Origin of the sequence: Lysinibacillus sp. FSL M8-0134, assembly GCF_038069745.1 — a bacterium.
Taxonomy (GTDB): Bacteria; Bacillota; Bacilli; order Bacillales_A; family Planococcaceae; genus Lysinibacillus; species Lysinibacillus irui.
The window spans coordinates 962,066-979,311 of record NZ_JBBPAJ010000001.1 but is presented as its reverse complement, the minus strand read 5'-3'; the positions used below and the strand labels follow the sequence as shown (position 1 = coordinate 979,311).

14 protein-coding genes are annotated in these 17,246 nt (G+C 39.1%); all 14 read right to left on the bottom strand.

What is annotated here, in order from left to right; translation table 11 throughout:
- Positions 1-21: 21 nt before the first annotated feature.
- Positions 22-1,284 carry a signal recognition particle-docking protein FtsY gene (gene ftsY / locus MKY49_RS04730; RefSeq protein ID WP_274795940.1) on the bottom strand — a complete coding sequence of 421 codons (1,263 nt, stop codon included), beginning with the start codon at positions 1,282-1,284 and terminating at the stop codon, positions 22-24.
- Positions 1,281-4,862, bottom strand: coding sequence for a chromosome segregation protein SMC (smc, locus tag MKY49_RS04725; protein ID WP_341385709.1), 3,582 nt, complete (start codon positions 4,860-4,862; stop codon positions 1,281-1,283). Before smc ends, ftsY begins: the two co-directional genes overlap by 4 nt.
- A gap of 3 nt (positions 4,863-4,865) precedes the next feature.
- Complete coding sequence (gene rnc, locus MKY49_RS04720; protein ID WP_274795938.1) at positions 4,866-5,630, bottom strand: ribonuclease III; 765 nt, start codon at positions 5,628-5,630, stop codon at positions 4,866-4,868.
- A 327-nt stretch (positions 5,631-5,957) separates the two neighbouring features.
- Positions 5,958-6,194 (bottom strand): acyl carrier protein, encoded by a 237-nt coding sequence (gene acpP, locus MKY49_RS04715; protein WP_274795937.1) that lies wholly within the window; start codon positions 6,192-6,194, stop codon positions 5,958-5,960.
- Between the two features lie 58 nt (positions 6,195-6,252).
- Positions 6,253-6,999 (bottom strand): 3-oxoacyl-[acyl-carrier-protein] reductase, encoded by a 747-nt coding sequence (gene fabG, locus MKY49_RS04710; protein WP_312505156.1) that lies wholly within the window; start codon positions 6,997-6,999, stop codon positions 6,253-6,255.
- Complete coding sequence (gene fabD / locus MKY49_RS04705; protein ID WP_274795935.1) at positions 6,992-7,945, bottom strand: ACP S-malonyltransferase; 954 nt, start codon at positions 7,943-7,945, stop codon at positions 6,992-6,994. Before fabD ends, fabG begins: the two co-directional genes overlap by 8 nt.
- A gap of 18 nt (positions 7,946-7,963) precedes the next feature.
- Positions 7,964-8,956, bottom strand: a complete 993-nt coding sequence (gene plsX / locus MKY49_RS04700; protein ID WP_274795934.1) for a phosphate acyltransferase PlsX — start codon at positions 8,954-8,956, stop codon at positions 7,964-7,966.
- A gap of 2 nt (positions 8,957-8,958) precedes the next feature.
- Positions 8,959-9,531, bottom strand: a complete 573-nt coding sequence (gene fapR, locus MKY49_RS04695) for a transcription factor FapR (protein WP_274797277.1) — start codon at positions 9,529-9,531, stop codon at positions 8,959-8,961.
- A 130-nt stretch (positions 9,532-9,661) separates the two neighbouring features.
- A complete protein-coding gene (gene recG / locus MKY49_RS04690; RefSeq protein WP_341385708.1) occupies positions 9,662-11,740 on the bottom strand; it encodes an ATP-dependent DNA helicase RecG in 2,079 nt (692 codons plus the stop codon).
- A 124-nt stretch (positions 11,741-11,864) separates the two neighbouring features.
- The gene (locus MKY49_RS04685) at positions 11,865-13,022 is read right to left on the bottom strand and encodes a M20 metallopeptidase family protein (RefSeq protein ID WP_341385707.1); all 1,158 of its coding nucleotides are present in this window, start codon (positions 13,020-13,022) and stop codon (positions 11,865-11,867) included.
- Between the two features lie 183 nt (positions 13,023-13,205).
- Positions 13,206-14,114, bottom strand: coding sequence for an L-serine ammonia-lyase, iron-sulfur-dependent, subunit alpha (gene sdaAA / locus MKY49_RS04680; protein ID WP_274795931.1), 909 nt, complete (start codon positions 14,112-14,114; stop codon positions 13,206-13,208).
- Between the two features lie 14 nt (positions 14,115-14,128).
- Positions 14,129-14,791: an L-serine ammonia-lyase, iron-sulfur-dependent subunit beta gene (gene sdaAB, locus MKY49_RS04675; protein WP_312505149.1), complete on the bottom strand. Its 663-nt coding sequence runs from the start codon at positions 14,789-14,791 to the stop codon at positions 14,129-14,131.
- 351 nt (positions 14,792-15,142) lie between these two features.
- Positions 15,143-16,792, bottom strand: a complete 1,650-nt coding sequence (locus MKY49_RS04670; RefSeq protein ID WP_341385706.1) for a DAK2 domain-containing protein — start codon at positions 16,790-16,792, stop codon at positions 15,143-15,145.
- An 18-nt stretch (positions 16,793-16,810) separates the two neighbouring features.
- Complete coding sequence (locus tag MKY49_RS04665; RefSeq protein ID WP_004269431.1) at positions 16,811-17,170, bottom strand: Asp23/Gls24 family envelope stress response protein; 360 nt, start codon at positions 17,168-17,170, stop codon at positions 16,811-16,813.
- Between the last annotated feature and the right edge of the window lie 76 nt (positions 17,171-17,246).

Genomic DNA, 17,246 nt, shown 5'->3' with positions numbered 1-17,246 from the left:
AAAAATTACTCAGCCATATCGCTATTCATCATCACTATTTTGTAATTCTTTATCTAAACCATCTGCAAATAAACCATAAACATAGCGTTCTGCATCGAATGGCTGTAGATCATCCATTTTCTCACCAAGGCCAACAAATTTCACAGGAATGTGTAACTTGTTACGAATAGCAAGGACAATACCGCCCTTTGCAGTTCCATCAAGCTTTGTTAAGACAATACCGGTTACATTTGTTGCTTCTTTAAAAGTTTGTGCTTGAACAAGCGCGTTTTGACCTGTTGTAGCATCTAATGCTAATAATACTTCATGTGGAGCGTTTGGAATTTCACGTGAAATAACACGATGTACCTTTTCTAGCTCATTCATTAAGTTCACTTTATTTTGCAAACGTCCTGCCGTATCACAAATTAACACATCGGCTTTTCTATTTTTTGCTGCACGAATGGCGTCATACATCACTGCCGCTGGGTCAGAGCCCTCAGATTGTTTAATAACTTCACAACCAACACGATCGCCCCACACTTGTAATTGATCAATAGCACCAGCACGGAACGTATCACCTGCAGCTAAAACAACCGTTTTCCCTTGAGATTTTAAACGGTGCGCTAGTTTACCAATCGTAGTCGTTTTCCCCACACCATTTACCCCAACAAATAGGATAACTGTCAATTCACCCTCTGGCTGCAAATTAAGCTCAATTAAATCTTGTTCGCCTTGCTCATAAATTTCTACAAGCTTCTCTGAAATAACTGCCTGGATGCCATTCGTATCTTTAATATTTTTACGTTGAACTTCGAAACGTAGTTTATCCATGAGTTCCATAACCGTTTCAAAACCGACATCAGCTTGTAAAAGTAAATCCTCTAATTCTTCAAAGAAATCCTCATCTACTTTACGGTAACGAGCAACAAGGTCATTCACTTTGGAAGTAAAGGAATTACGCGTTTTTTCAAGACCAGCCTTGAATTTTTGTGTAATAGACCAAGCAGATGGCTTTTTTTCCTCTACCGGTGTGTCCTCAATTACCGCTAGCTCCCGTATTTCTGCCTGTTCTTCCTCTATATCGAATGAGGGCTCTACTTCTGCTTCTTTCACCATTTCCATTGCTGGAGACTCTTCTACTTGTTCAGGCACTTCTACATCAACAGTCTCAATGACAGCAGGTTCATTTGACTCCTCTAGCTCTGATTCAACAGATTCTTGCTCTTTGTCAACTGCTTCTAATTTTTCTTCCTCTGCTGGATTGCCCATTAATTTATCTTTTAATCGTTTAAAAAAACTCATGCTTGTTCGCTCCTTTGCTCCGCAAGTACGGGTTCATCTTCTAATTTTACTGAAACAAGTTTCGACACACCCGATTCTTGCATCGTAATACCATACAGGACATCGGCTCCCTCCATCGTACCTTTACGATGGGTAATGACAATGAATTGCGTATCGTTACTAAATTTCTTCAAATATTGGCTATAGCGCACAACATTTGCCTCGTCTAAAGCAGCCTCTACTTCATCGAGAATACAAAACGGTACAGGTCGTATATTCAAGATAGAGAATAATAGAGCGATTGCTGTTAGTGCTCGTTCACCACCAGATAGCAAGCTTAGATTTTGAAGTTTTTTACCTGGAGGCTGTGCCACAATATCAATACCTGTTTCCAATAAATTTTGTGGGTCAATTAATACTAAATCTGCTTGCCCGCCACCAAATAATTCACGGAAAACACGTTTGAATTGCTCTCGGATTGCATAGAACGTTTCGCTAAAACGCAATGTCATTTCTTCATCCATTTCTTTGATAGCTTCATGCAATGTTTCCTGTGCAGCAAGCAAATCTTCTCTTTGTTCAGTTAAGAAAGTATGACGCTCAAGCACTCGCTCATATTCCTCAATCGCACCTATATTAACAGGTCCAAGCTCTTCTATTGATTTTTTTAACAGTTTCACACGTCGTCGCACAAACTCTTCATCTTCAATTGCAAGAGCTTCATCTTCTGCCTCTTCGAATGTCAACTGATAGTTTTCTTCAAGTTGTTCTGTAAAATTGTCCATTTCATATTCTAAACGATTTCGTTTCAACTCGTTTGCACGTATCGCCTCAAGGTATCCTTTATGTATACGTTGCATTTCCTTCAGTTGTTCTTCTAAAGCAGAGAGTTCTTGTTGTTGCCCTACTTTCTCTTCTTTCTTTTGAGAAATAGTCTCTTGTAAGGCATCTCTTCTTGCTTTCCATGTAGCAACCTGTTCTTCAACCTCTTCATCACTTAAATGATTTGTCGATTCATCAGATTGAAGCCACATTATTTCCTGAGAAATATTTATGACTTTTTGTTGAGCTTTGTTTAATTGTAGGGCGAGTTCAGCAGTTGTAATTTGCACTTGAGACATTTGTTCCTGAATTACCGCTAATTCGGAGCGTTTTTCTGCTAGTTGCTCTCGTAATACATCTTTCTCTGTCTCACTTTGTAATTTAACTTTACTCAATTGTTCTACAGTTTCATTGATTTCAACAAGCTCTAAAGCTAATGCATTTAACCTCTCCACAGCTACTTGTTTTTGAGTTAATAAAGCTTCTTCTCGTGTTTTTACATCCTGTGTCTCGGTTGATGCAAAAGATACTCTAGCCGATAAGCTTTTTTCAACAACCTCTAGCTCACGAATACGGCTAGCCAATTGCATTTCATCGTTTCGTAGCTGCTCTCCGTCAAGCTTTAACTGTTCCACTTGCTCGCGAAGAGTGGCAAGCTTCTCTTTTTCTTCTGAAACTGCCTGTTCGGCACTGTAAATAGAAGCTTGCAAAGACTCTAACTTGAGGATTAAGTCCTCTAACTCGGCTTTTCTTGAAAACAATGAAGATTGTTGTTTTAGAGCACCACCCGTTAATGATCCCCCTGCATTGACAATATCTCCATCAAGTGTAACAACGCGATAGCGGAAACCACATAATCGAGCTATTTGACTCGCACCTTCAAGATTGGCCGCTACAATAACATTCCCTAAAAGGTTTTCAACAATTGTTCGATTATCATCACTAAAAGTAACGAGCGCATCCGCCATTTGAATAAATGCTGGGTGCTCTATAGCAAGTTGGATCGTTGCTAGATTAATTTTGCGTGATTTCATGACAGTTTTCGGTAAGAAGGTAGCACGTCCAGCTCTCTTTTGCTTTAGCCAGTGGATAGCTTGTTGTGCATTGCGTTCATTGACCGTAACAATATGTTGGGAAGCAGCACCTAAAGCTGTTTCTATAGCTTGTGAATATTTACCATCAACTTGAATTAACTCAGCTACAGCTCCCTCAATACCTTGTAATTCACCTTTATCTCGAGCAAGTAAAACTTCTTTAACACCTTGGAAGAATCCAGAAAAATCCGCTTCAAGCTCTGCTAAAGTATCTTTTCTAGCCTTTAATTGCTGTTGGTGCTGGTAAGCTTTATATAGCATGTCCTGCTTTTCAGTAAAGGTTGTGTTTACGTTTTTTAACTGTATTTGTAATGTTTCGTATTGTTCAAGCTTATCTTGCAAGTCATTCGTTGTAGCAGTATGTTCCGCTACTAGCTTATTTTTTTCAGCAACAATTTGCATAAGTTCCTGTCCAAATTCATCCGTTTGATCGGACATTCTTGCTGCCATTGCCTTTTGCTGAGCTAATTGTTGATCGATATTTTTTAATTCGTTCTTAATCGTTGCTTCTTCATTCAATGAATCAATATATCTATTTTTTTGCTCTTCAATTTCTTGCTCTATTTCCGTAACTGATCGATTTAAAGATTGTTCTAACTGCTTGATGCTTTGTTTCAGCACTGTGACTGCTCGCTGTTTGTCGGAGAAAACTTCTTTTTTCTCCTGTTCTTGAACAAGCAATATCTCTACTTCTTCTTTAGCCTCTTGTAATGTCGTATTCAGCTGCTGCAGTTGATTAGAAGCATTTTGTCGCTTTTCAGCCATCAGTGCTTTACGACCATCCCAACGTTCTACTTCCATTGTGGCATTGACAAGATCAGCCTGTGAAGCATCCAAATAATCATCGAGTTCTTTTAATAACTTACGAATATTGGTTGTCTGTTTATCAATAGTAGCAATATCTTGAGCTTGTTTTTGCTCTGTTGCAGTCAAATCGGTAAATTCAGCTTTTAGCGCATGCAAAGATTGTGCACAATTTTTAAAATCATGCACAAGAATGGCAATATCAAAATCTTTTAGCTCAGTAGACATTTGTACATAGTCTCTTGCACTAGATGCCTGCATTTCTAACGGCTCTAATCGGTTGTCTAATTCATGGAGAATATCTAATACCCGATACAAATTTTCATCTGTCTCAACAAGCTTATGCTCCGCTTTTTTCTTTCTTATTTTATACTTTAATACGCCAGCTGCCTCTTCAAAAATGGAACGTCGGTCATCGGGTCGGCTATTTAAAATTTCATCAACACGGCCTTGAGAAATGATTGAAAATGCTTCTTTTCCAAGACCTGAATCCATAAACAAGTCCGTAATATCCTTCAGGCGACACTGTTGGTTATTTAATAAATATTCACTATCACCTGAACGGTATACGCGTCTTGTTACACTGACTTCTGTATAGGAAAAAGCAAGTTGCTCGTCAGTATTATCTAATATAAGAGTTACCTCTGCAAAATTGAGTGGCTTACGAGAGTCACTTCCCGCAAAAATAACATCTTCCATCTTTGCCCCACGTAACGACTTTGCAGATTGCTCCCCAAGAACCCAACGAATCGCATCCGTGACATTACTTTTTCCGCTGCCATTTGGTCCAACAACCGCTGTAACACCGGGAACAAAATCAATTCCAATGCGTTCCGCAAAAGATTTAAAGCCAATCACTTCTAGTCGTTTAAGGAACATCTATTAAGCCTCCTCATTTGCAGCTTCTTCACGCATCACTCGCATTGCACATTGTGCAGCTTGCTGCTCGGCTTCTTTTTTTGATTTTCCACGACCAATACCAAGCTCTTGTCCGTTCAATAATACGCTTGATACAAAGGTACGATTATGTGCCGGCCCTTTTTCATCTATAATCTCATAATGAAGAAGTCCATTATTGGTTTGCTGTACCATTTCTTGCAATTGACTTTTAAAATCCATCACATGCGAAAAAGCACCGACTTCTACTTTTGGGAACACGATACGTTCTAAAAATGATACGACCGTTTGTAAATCTTGATCTAAATATAAGGCACCTACAAATGACTCAAACACATCTGCAAGTAGCGCTGGGCGTTCCCGACCACCTGTTAATTCCTCACCTTTTCCTAGTAAAACAAAGCGTCCAAAGCCTAACTCATTAGCAAAAATAACTAGTGATGGCTCACAAACAATGGATGCTCTTAACTTTGTTAACTCACCCTCGCTCATATTTGGGTATTTCTCAAAAAGATATTTAGAAACAGACAGTTCAAGTACTGCGTCTCCTAAAAATTCAAGACGCTCATTATCCGTAAATAGTTTACGGCGATGCTCATTCACATAAGATGAATGCGTGAATGCTTGATACAATAAATTTTTATTAATAAATGTGATATTTAATTCATGCTGTAACAGCTCGAATTGGTTGCGTACTTTTTCAGGAAGTACGCCAGATTTCTGCATAGTTCCTTTTCTTTTCATAGCCATTGAACAAATCTGCCTTCCTAATAGTTTCTACCGTTTTAGTGTACCTTTTTCAAGGCATTTATGCAAAAGTATTTCGGCTGAAACACAATGTTTTGGAAATTTTTCCGAAAATTGATACAAACCTTTGGCGTAATTCATTTTCTAAATGCAAAAAGGGACATCAATAGATCGAAAAATGATCTATCTTGTCCCCTTTAAATACATCTTCGTTAATTGAATCTGCTTCTTATCAAGTAATAGCAGAAAAACAATTTCTACTTTATATCATTCGATAATCATCACACCATTGGAGGGGATACATCACCGCTAAATAAAGTACTAACGAAATTAGCCAATTTTACTTTCGATGTATGAAATTGCAGAACCTACTGTTGAGATTTTTTCAGCATCTTCATCAGAAATTTCCATATCGAATTCGTCTTCAAGCTCCATTACAAGCTCAACTACGTCTAATGAGTCAGCACCTAAATCATCACGGAAAGAAGCTTCAAGTGTTACTTCGCTTTCTTCAACACCTAAACGGTCCACGATTACTTTTGTTACGCGTTCTAATACTGTAGACAAATGATTCACCTCCCCTCAAATGATTATACAAAAAATCAGCGTTTATGCCTAATTGAAATTACATGACCATTCCACCATCGATGTGAAGTGTTTGGCCTGTCATATAGTTTGCATCCTCTGAAGCAAGGAAAGCTACTGCCTTAGCAATATCCTCTGGCTGACCAAGTTTTGCAAGTGGAATCTGTGTCAGCATACCTTGTTTAATATCCTCTGGTAGTTGTTCCGTCATTTCTGTTTCGATAAAGCCTGGTGCAATGGCATTCACTAAAATATTACGAGAAGCTAATTCCTTAGCAGTCGTTTTTGTTAATCCAATAACACCCGCTTTAGCCGCAACATAGTTCGCTTGACCAGCATTACCCGCTACACCAACGATCGAAGAAATATTAATAATGCGACCTGCACGTTGCTTCATCATTTGGCGTGTTACAGCTTTCGTACAAAGGAAAACACCTTTAAGGTTTGTATCTAATACATCGTCCCATTCGTCTTCTTTCATACGCATTAATAAATTATCTCTTGTAATACCAGCATTATTCACTAAGATATCGAGAGAACCGAAAGTTTTCACTGCTGCATCCATTAAAGCTGTTACTTCTTCTGTCTTTGAAACGCTTGCTTGTACAGCAATTGCTTCTCCACCGTTTTCTTGGATTATCCCAACGACTTCTTCCGCTTTTGCCTGTGAGCCACTATAGTTTACAACAACCTTAGCTCCTTCGTCAGCAAGCTTTAAAGCAATAGCACGCCCAATTCCTCTTGAAGCTCCTGTTACAACAGCTACTTTTCCTTCTAATTTACGCATTGATTGACCACTCCTTCGACGCTTCAATAACTGCTTCTAATGATGCCTCATCATAAACACAATATGCTGCAACAGAGCGGTCGATTTTTTTCAAGAGACCGCTTAACACCTTACCAGGTCCGCATTCGATAAAGACATCCACTCCTTGTGCAATCATCTCACGCATAGATGCTTCCCATTGAACAGCACTATAGACCTGCTCAACCAACTCTTGTTGGATAGCTGATACATCCTTTAATTCCTTCGCCATTACGTTGCCAATGACAGGAATTTCAGGCGCTGATAAAGTAATCTCAGCCAATGCAGCTTTTAGTTTCTCTGAGGATGGTCGCATTAATTCTGAATGGAAAGGACCACTTACAACTAATGGTATCGCTCTTTTTGCCCCTGCTTCTTTCGCAGCAATAATCGCTTTATCGACACCCTCTTTTGTACCCGAAATAACAATTTGTCCTGGACAATTCACATTGGCAACCTGAACAGCATCACCTGAAGCTGAAACCTGTTCTGTTACTGCGTTTAATGCCTCTAGTTCCATCCCTAGAATCGCCGCCATTGCACCCTGCCCAGCAGGGACCGCTTCATTCATATACAGACCTCGTTTGTGCACGATTGACACGGCATCATCAAATGACATAACGCCTGCTAAAACCAATGCACCATATTCACCTAATGAATGACCCGCAGCGTAGTGAGGATGAATGCCTGCTGTACGCAATTTTTCAGCTACCATTACACCTGTAGTAAGAAGAGCTGGCTGCGCATGATATGTTAGTGTTAATTCTTCTGCTGGACCTTCTAACATTAACTTAGATAATTCAAATTGAAGAGCTTGATCGGCACGATCGTAAAACGCTTTACTCTCTGCTGCGTTTTCAACAAACTCTTGACCCATTCCTACTACTTGTGAACCTTGTCCTGGAAAAATAAATGCTATTTTCGTCATTTGAATGATCCCCTTTATTTAATCAATTTCTAAGTGACGTACTGTCTCAGTAATCGTCGAAATAACAGTATGCTCTACCATCGTATTAGCTTGACGGATTGCACTGAAAATCGCTTTTGCGTTAGATGAACCATGTGCTTTGATAACAGGCGCTTGTAAACCAAACAATCCTGCACCACCATATTCTGTATAGTCCATTTTATTTTTCAAGTCACGTAAATTATTTTTCATGAGTGCTGCTGAAATTTTCGTTTTTGTTGAAGACATAAAAGCTTCTTTTAACATAGAAAATAAAGCGCCTGCTGTCCCTTCAATCGACTTCAGCACCATATTGCCTGTAAAGCCATCTGTTACAACAACATCTGCTACTCCTTCAAGTAAATCACGTGCTTCAACATTACCAATAAAATTCAAATCAGCTTCCTTCAATAATTCGAAGGCTGCTTTTGTTAGCTCATTTCCTTTTTTATCCTCGGTACCGATATTTAATAAGCCAATTCGTGGTTTTTGTAAGCCTCCAACCTTTTTAGCATAAATATCACCCATAATAGCATATTGCACTAAATGCTCTGGGCGCGCATCGGCATTTGCCCCTAAGTCAAGCATTAAAAAGCCTTTGCCATCCAATGTTGGTAGTGTTGTAGCTAAGGCTGGTCGGGCAATCCCTTCAATACGACCTACTTTAAATAGGCCTCCTGCCATAAGGGCACCTGTATTCCCTGCAGAAAGGCAAGCATCTGCCCTACCTTCTTCTACTGCGTCCATCATACGAGCCATTGAAGAATCCTTTTTTCTACGAACAGCGCGTGCAGGATCGTCAGTTCCTTCCACTACTTCCTCACAATGCACAATCGTCAAGCGATCATGTTGCTTTAAAAATGGTTCCAGCTTATCTTGTTGACCATACAATTGAATTTCTAAGTTCGGAATTTGTTCTAAAGCTAAGAGTGCACCTTCCACAACTGATTTTGGTGCGTTGTCTCCACCCATTCCATCAAGCGCTAATTTCATTGTTACTCACCTTTACCTTTCGTGCGGTACATATCAAATTCACCAACAAAAACGGTTTCACCATTAACGGTAGATGTTACCTCGACTTTTGTCCGATTATTTTGATTATCTCGACCGATAACAATCGCCTTTGTAATAACACGATTTCCAGCTCGTACAGGTTTCACAAACGTAATATTGGAATGTACGGTTAATGCTAGTTCGTCATCAATTACTGCAACCGCTAATGAGTTTGCTTGTGCAAACAAATGATGGCCACGCGCGATGCCATTACGCTGAAAAACATGCTCTTCTTGCACATCAAAAATCGATAGTGCTCGATTATCCAATTCAATATCTACAATTTCTCCGATGACCTCATCAATCGGTAGAGATTTTACTTCGTTTTCATAGTTTTTTGCAGCAACGTCTTTAATTCGTTCTCGTAATTCTGGTATGGATAATTCCATACGATCTAAACGAATTGTTTGGACACTTACCTGAAACTGTGTTGCTAGCTGTTCATCTGTGACGAATGGATTTTCAGCTATCGTTTCAGATAGTAGTCGCTGTCGCTCTTTTTTCGTTCGTCTCAACATCATTCGCCACCTTTTGAGTTGTTATTAGCACTTGGTACTAATATCAGTATATAGAGTATAAAAAAAGAATGCAAGACTTGTTTTGCATTCAAGTCTTGCATTCTCCCCGCTCAAACAAGCTTTTAACTTAATCGAAGCGCTCACCTTGTAGAACACCAGATTCTTCTAACATTTTACGTAAATTTTGATAAATGTCATCATGCCAAAACGCTTCTGTGTCAAGCATCTCTGTTGCATCCTTTCTAGCCGTCTCAAGAATACGATAATCATGTACTAAATCCGCTACTTTAAAATCTGGTAAACCACTTTGCTTACGTCCAAAGAAATCTCCTGGTCCCCTCAATTCTAAATCTTTTTCTGCTAATCGGAAACCATCATTCGTTTCCGTCATTGATTGCATTCTCTCTTTCCCCTCATCAGACTTTGGATCAGCCAGTAAAATACAGTATGATTGATGCTCTCCTCGTCCGACACGGCCGCGGAGCTGATGCAGCTGTGCCAATCCAAAGCGTTCAGCATCATAGACAATCATAAAGGTAGCATTTGGTACATTAACCCCTACTTCAACAACTGTCGTCGAAACTAAAACCTGAATAGACCCTTCACTAAAAGCACGCATAACAGCATCTTTCTCATCTGCTGATAAGCGTCCGTGCATTAAACCAACCTGGAAACGATCTTTAAAATATGTCGCCAGCTGCTCGTAAATTTCCACAGCATTTTGCACATCGAGTTTATCGGATTCTTCAATAAGTGGACAAATAGCATAGGCTTGTCTTCCAGCCGCTAGCTCCAGTTCTAGCTTTGACATAACAGAGCCAAATTGCTCTTTCTTCATCCAATGGGTTTCAATTTGCTTTCGTCCTGCTGGCATTTCATCGATCATCGATACATCCATTTCCCCAAATGCGGTAATGGCAAGCGTTCTTGGTATCGGTGTCGCTGTCATAAAAAGGACATCTGGATTTTCCCCCTTATCACGTAAAATACGACGTTGCTCTACACCAAAGCGATGCTGTTCATCCGTGATAACAAAGCCTAACTTTTGAAAAACAACATCCGGTTGGATCAATGCATGTGTACCAATGACAATGTCAAGATTGCCATTTGCCAAATCCTCTAAAATGCTACGTCGCTCCTTTGCTTTAGTCGATCCAGATAATAAGGCAACACGAACCCCAAAATGTTCAAACCATACTTTCAGGTTCTCCAAGTGTTGTTCTGCTAAAATTTCTGTCGGTGCCATTAATGCTCCTTGAAAGCCTGCTGTTACGGCTGCATACAATCCTATTGCTGCAACAACTGTTTTTCCTGAACCTACGTCCCCTTGCAGCAAGCGATTCATTCGATGCGGTTCTTTCAAATCTTTACAAATTTCATTAACAACACGTTTTTGAGCATTTGTTAATTCATATGGTAAAGAGGCAATAAATTCGCGTAGCCTGTGTACATCGAATTGAATGACTGTACCATGTTCGCTTTCTTTCCGTATTTTACGTAATGCTTGAATACGCAATTGGAAGTTTAATAGTTCTTCATAAGCAAAGCGTCTTCTTGCTTGCTTGGCATGATCAGCATCAAGTGGAAAATGAATACCTTCTAAGCCCTCGCGTATTGGAACAAGCTTATAGGATTCTTGTAAATAATGCGGAATTGCATCTGGTAGCTCTGCACCAAAGTCATCTAACACTTGTCTCATATATTTTCTAAATCTTTTTTGTGGTATTAAACCTTTAAGACTATAGACAGGTTCAAAGTCAATTTGATCTGTTTTAGGGCCAAATGTGACAGATGTCCCATTGATTACTTGTCTACCACGATCCCATTTGCCAGTCACTGTAATAATGGAGCCCGGTACTAGTTTTTGCTTTAAATAGCCCTGATTAAAAAATACGACTTTCACTAAGTGACGGCCTGCTAAAACCGTGACCTGAAGTCTTGATTTATTGCGACCTAAAAATAGAATCGTAGGCTCTCGTTCTACCTTACATTCCACTGTAACACGTTCGTTATGTGGTGTTTGCGCTAAATCTTTTAGACGAAAATCCTCATGTCGATGTGGGAACGTCCATAATAAATCGGCAATTGTATCAATGCCTAATGATTCAAGATGTGCTGCCGTTTCTTTCCCGATGCCTTTTAATTCTGTGACGGAACTAGATAATTCAGTCATCCTATCCCACAACTCCCTTCTTTGATTCTTCATCCTTTTGTGTATGTAACCAAACATGTCTATATCTAATTTACCATAATTTCATTGTTTACTCCTTATCGTAAACATGAGAAGCAAAAACCCTACCAAAGGATGATAGGGTTATGCATGGATATGTTCATAAACATTTGTATTGCATAATGATACCAATAAAAAGTTTAATGGCGTCAGGGAATACATCTTCATCTAAGTCGAATCTTGGATGATGATGTGGATATTGGCTTTTTTCACCACCCATCCCTACAAAAACGAATGCACCAGGCTTATGTTTTAAATAATAAGAAAAATCTTCTCCACCCATTACAGGTTCTACTAGCTCAAATACATCCTCACCAAATTGTTCACGAACGACAGATTCTACAATTTGAGAATGGTGTTGATCATTAATAAGTGGTGGGGTACCTATAATAAAATTAATGTGTCCTTCCGCTCCAAATGTCTGGCAAATACCTTTTGTTACACTTGCCATCTTCAATTGAATAGTATTTACTGTTTCCGGTGTTAATGCCCTAATCGTCCCTATTAATTTCGCAGTATCTGGAATAATATTATACGTTGTTCCCGCTTGAATACTACCTACAGTAATAACGCCTGCCTCAACAGGATTTAAATTTCGACTAATAATACTTTGAAAGGATTGCATTAAATGGCTTGCAATGTATATCGGATCAATCGTTTCATGTGGCATTGATCCATGTCCACCACGACCTTGAATTTCAATTTCAAAATCATCGACGGAGGCCATCATAGGTCCATGTGTTAGTCCTATTTTCCCCTTCTCTAGGCCTTGCCATAAATGTAGACCATAAATAGCATCGACACCATCAAGAACACCATTTTGAATTAACTGATCTGCTCCACTTGGTGTAATTTCCTCTGCCGATTGAAAAATAAGCATAATGTTCGGCTCACATTTTTCCTTATTCATGGCGATCCATTCTGCAACTGCTAATAAAATAGCGGTATGGCCATCATGTCCACACATATGTGCCACACCCGGCTTTTGAGAGATATATGGCTTTTCACCCTCTTCAACTATTGGCAATGCATCGATATCTGCTCGTAAAGCAATTGTCTTCGTACCTTTTGTCCCTTTAATCATAGCCACTACACTAGGAGGAGCAAATTCTACTATTTCTATTTGAAGATGCTCTAATCTTTTGCGTATAAATTGACTTGTTTCAAATTCCTGACCAGACAGCTCTGGATTTTGATGAAGATAACGTCGATCTTCAATTGCTTGCTCTGTTAAAGATTGTAAATTAGTTATTTCCACTAAAAAAACTCCTTTAAATTACCTTAAGAGTCCCTACTAAGGAATTCAGCTGGTAGGAAAATATTTAACATCATGTGTACCTTATAACATATCCTATTACGTATATTTAATTATACTAAAATCATTCACAATAAAGGCAACATAAAAACATGCTACCTTTTTAGATAGCATGTTTCTCTAGTTTTATTGAAGAGCTTTAATACTTTGTAAACCACCATTTTCAAGAATTGCTTTACTAATCGCCTTACCTGTTGGTGTTGCTGCAAGACCACCTCGTGCAGTCTCTTTAAGATTTGGACTCATCGATTGTCCAATACGATACATAGCACCAATTACTTCATCACATGGGATGCGGCTTGTTACTCCTGCAAGTGCCATATCTGCTGCTACAAGTGAATTAGAGGCACCCATAGCATTTCGTTTTACACACGGTACTTCAACTAGACCTGCTACTGGATCACAAACAAGTCCCAACATATTTTTTAACGTAATAGCAAACGCTTCCGCACATTGTTGCGGTGTACCTCCAGCCATTTCAACAATGGCAGCAGCAGCCATACCAGCAGCTGAACCCACCTCAGCTTGGCAGCCTCCAGCAGCACCTGAAATGGAAGCATTGTTCGCCACAACAAAACCAAAAGCTCCAGACGTAAATAAATAACGAATCATTTGCTCACGTGTAGGATTGAGTTTATTTTTTACTGCAAAAAGTGTCCCTGGCACCACACCAGCAGATCCTGCAGTCGGTGTAGCACATATTGTTCCCATTGCGGCATTAACTTCATTTGTTGCAACCGCTTTACTTACTGCGTCTAATAATAAATCACCTGATAGTGATTTCCCTTCTGCAATATAATTTTGCAGCAATACGGCGTCCCCACCAGTTAAACCTGTTACTGATTGCACACCTTGTAATCCGCGTTCAATTGCTTCTTCCATAACTGTTAGATTTCGATCCATCTGTTGGATGATTTCTTCTCGAGTTCTACCAGTTATTAAAATTTCCTGTTCAATCATAATTTCTGATATTAATTTTCCTTCTTGCTCTGCTCGTTCCACAAGCTCACGAACATTATGAAATAAAACGTCCATTATGGGACACCTCCTTAGTTATTAATCTTAGATACTTTTGTAATATATGGAATTAGGGATATTTGCTGTAGCACTTTATCCTCAATGTTTTGGTCAACTTCTATCACCATTAGAGCCGTTAAACCACGCTCTATTCGTGAAACCTCCATATGCCCAATATTGACTTCATGCATAGCTAAACAATTTGCTACATTGGCGATACAGCCAGCACGGTCATCATGTACAACAAGAATAGCAGGCATACCACCTGTCAAACGAAGCTTAAAGCCATTAACTTCACTAACTTCTATTTTACCGCCACCAATAGAAATTCCGACAACAGACATTTCTCCATCATCGTCTCCAATGACAAGTCGTGCCGTATTCGGATGTTCTGTATTAGCCGTTTCTGGAATAAATTCATATTCTAAACCTGCTTTTTTCGCATCTTCAAACGCCGTTTTAATACGATCATCAAATGTATCGTAATTTAACAAGCCTCCCACTATTGCAACATCTGTACCGTGCCCTCTATACGTTTCAGCAAATGATCCATATAAATGAATTTTCGCCCATTTCGGTTGTCTACCAAATAAATCTCTTGCAACACGCCCGATGCGAGCTGCACCTGCCGTATGAGAGGAGGAAGGCCCAATCATTACTGGTCCAATAATATCAAATACTGAAGTAAACTTCATACAAACACCCCTCTATTCTATTTATATAATAATATTTATTTTTACTTATATCATGCTTGATAATTACTATAAAAGTAAAGCATTTAATTTATCAACTATCAGAAAATTACCACTACTATAATTTATAGCCAATTATTAGGCCACTTTTTTGTCCGTACCATAGATACACATCAATCAAACAGTTGGTATCCCAACATTTCCATATTTTATATCCTGTGGATGCGTACAGTGAACTATCCATAGTTAGTACGTTTTTAATTAATTTTATACTCCATTCTCTTTGTAGCATAAACAAAAGCAGTACACGTTTTGTGCACTGCTTTCTTTACGATTTAGCAAAGTAGCGTGTAATTATTCTACTGAAATAATATATGGATATAATCCTTGTTTTCCATCAAATAATTCAACTTCTACATCTGGATAGTTCTCTTCGATGAAAGATACTAGCTCAGAAGCAGCTTCTTCGGTTGTATCCTCACCATAGATTACTGTGACAATTTCAGCATCCTCATCAACTAAATCAGTGATTACTTTTTCAGCCGCATCCTTTAATGCTGGTGTAGAAAGGACAATTTTCCCTTCTGCTAAAGCCATGAAATCATCTTTGTGGATTTCAACACCATCGATAGACGTATCACGAACTGCATAAGTTACTTGGCCAGTCTTAACGTTCGCAAAAGCTTCCGTCATTGTCTTTTTATTTGCATCAACAGCCGCTTCTGGGTTAAATGCTAAAATAGCCGCCATCCCTTGAGGAATTGTCTTCGTAGGAACAACTGCAGCATCTAAATCTAATAGCTCAACTGCTTGCTCTGCTGCCATCACTATATTTTTATTATTAGGTAAGATTAATACTTTTTCTGCACCGATTTCTTGTACAGCTTTGACGATATCTTCAGTTGAAGGATTCATTGTTTGACCACCTTCGATGACATAGGAAGCACCGATAGAGCGCAATAAATCCGCAACACCCTCACCCATAGCAATCGTTACAATGGCATATGGATGTTTATCTACTTTTTTTGCAGTCGTTGGTGCTTTATGCTCCTCACCAACAATAGCTGAATGCTGCTCGCGCATATTATCAACTTTTATTTTTATAAGACTACCGTATTTTTGTCCAATTGATAGAACTGAACCCGGTTGCTCAGAATGGATATGGACCTTCGCAATTTCTTCATCAGAAATAACGAGTAATGAGTCACCTAAAGGATTTAATTCATTACGGAATTGCTCTTCATTAAAAGGTTCTTTCCCATCTTCTAAACGCACCATGATTTCTGTACAATAGCCAAATTCAATATCTTCGGTGTTCATGAAATCTTGAGCTCTATGATGCTCGGCGTTGATTAAATCATCTAGCGTTGCATCGTTCTTCTCCGGAAGAGGCTCACCCTTCAAGGAAGCTAAAAACCCTTCATAGACAAATAGCAAGCCTTGGCCACCGCTATCCACTACACCGACCTCTTTTAAAACAGGTAGTAATTCAGGTGTGCGATCTAATGATGCCTTTGCTTCTGCTGTAAAAGCTTCCATTACGGCAATGATATCGGTTTCAGTTTCTGCCACTTCAACACCTTTTTTTGCCGCTTCACGTGCAACAGTTAAAATAGTTCCTTCTACAGGTTTCATAACAGCTTTATATGCTGTGTCTACCCCTGCTTGAAAAGCTCCAGCAAAACCCTTTGCGTCTATAGTTGCTTCTTTTTCAATAAATTTCCCAAATCCACGGAATAATTGAGATAGAATAACACCTGAATTTCCACGGGCACCCATTAATAACCCTTTTGATAGCGCCTGTGCTGTTTTACCAATATGCTCTGAAGCTGCATGTTCTGTTTCTTTTGCGCCAGATGTCATCGATAAGTTCATATTTGTCCCTGTGTCACCATCTGGTACTGGGAAAACATTTAATGAATCTACATAATTTGCATTTTGGTAAAGGTGATGCGCACCCATTTGTACCATTTCAGCAAACTTTATACCGTCTAAAGACTGCATTCGATTTAGTTCCTCCTCTTAATTCGCTACACGAACGCCCTGTACAAAGATATTGACAGATTTTACGCTCATACCTAATGTTTTATCTACTGTATATTTCACTTTCGATTGTACTTGGTAAGCCACTTCCGAAATTTTTGTCCCGTAACTAACAATAATGTACATATCTATATGTAAATCGTCGTCCTGTTGTCGAATAACAACACCTTTTGCGAAGTTTTCTTTACGTAAAATATCAGTTAGACCATCACGAATTTGATGTTTAGATGCCATGCCAACAATACCGTAGCATTCTACAGCAGCGCCACCAGCAATTTGTGCAAGTACATCTGTTGAAATATCAATTTGGCCGAATTCATTGTTTAATTCAATTGACATAGAAATGCCCCCTTGGCTCTTTTTGACTAAACTATATTGTAACACTTTCGTTATAATTTAAGCAACCTAAGGGGGT

What these genes read in the sequence shown, in the direction of transcription:
- sdaAB (WP_312505149.1), bottom strand. Translation starts at nt 14,791, where the DNA reads ATGAAGTTTACTTCAGTATTTGATATTATTGGACCAGTAATGATTGGG.
- ftsY (WP_274795940.1), bottom strand. Translation starts at nt 1,284, where the DNA reads ATGAGTTTTTTTAAACGATTAAAAGATAAATTAATGGGCAATCCAGCA.
- recG (WP_341385708.1), bottom strand. Translation starts at nt 11,740, where the DNA reads ATGAAGAATCAAAGAAGGGAGTTGTGGGATAGGATGACTGAATTATCT.
- rnc (WP_274795938.1), bottom strand. Translation starts at nt 5,630, where the DNA reads ATGGCTATGAAAAGAAAAGGAACTATGCAGAAATCTGGCGTACTTCCT.
- plsX (WP_274795934.1), bottom strand. Translation starts at nt 8,956, where the DNA reads ATGAAATTAGCGCTTGATGGAATGGGTGGAGACAACGCACCAAAATCA.
- sdaAA (WP_274795931.1), bottom strand. Translation starts at nt 14,114, where the DNA reads ATGGACGTTTTATTTCATAATGTTCGTGAGCTTGTGGAACGAGCAGAG.
- fabD (WP_274795935.1), bottom strand. Translation starts at nt 7,945, where the DNA reads ATGACGAAAATAGCATTTATTTTTCCAGGACAAGGTTCACAAGTAGTA.
- fabG (WP_312505156.1), bottom strand. Translation starts at nt 6,999, where the DNA reads ATGCGTAAATTAGAAGGAAAAGTAGCTGTTGTAACAGGAGCTTCAAGA.
- MKY49_RS04665 (WP_004269431.1), bottom strand. Translation starts at nt 17,170, where the DNA reads ATGTCAATTGAATTAAACAATGAATTCGGCCAAATTGATATTTCAACA.
- MKY49_RS04670 (WP_341385706.1), bottom strand. Translation starts at nt 16,792, where the DNA reads ATGCAGTCTTTAGACGGTATAAAGTTTGCTGAAATGGTACAAATGGGT.
- smc (WP_341385709.1), bottom strand. Translation starts at nt 4,862, where the DNA reads ATGTTCCTTAAACGACTAGAAGTGATTGGCTTTAAATCTTTTGCGGAA.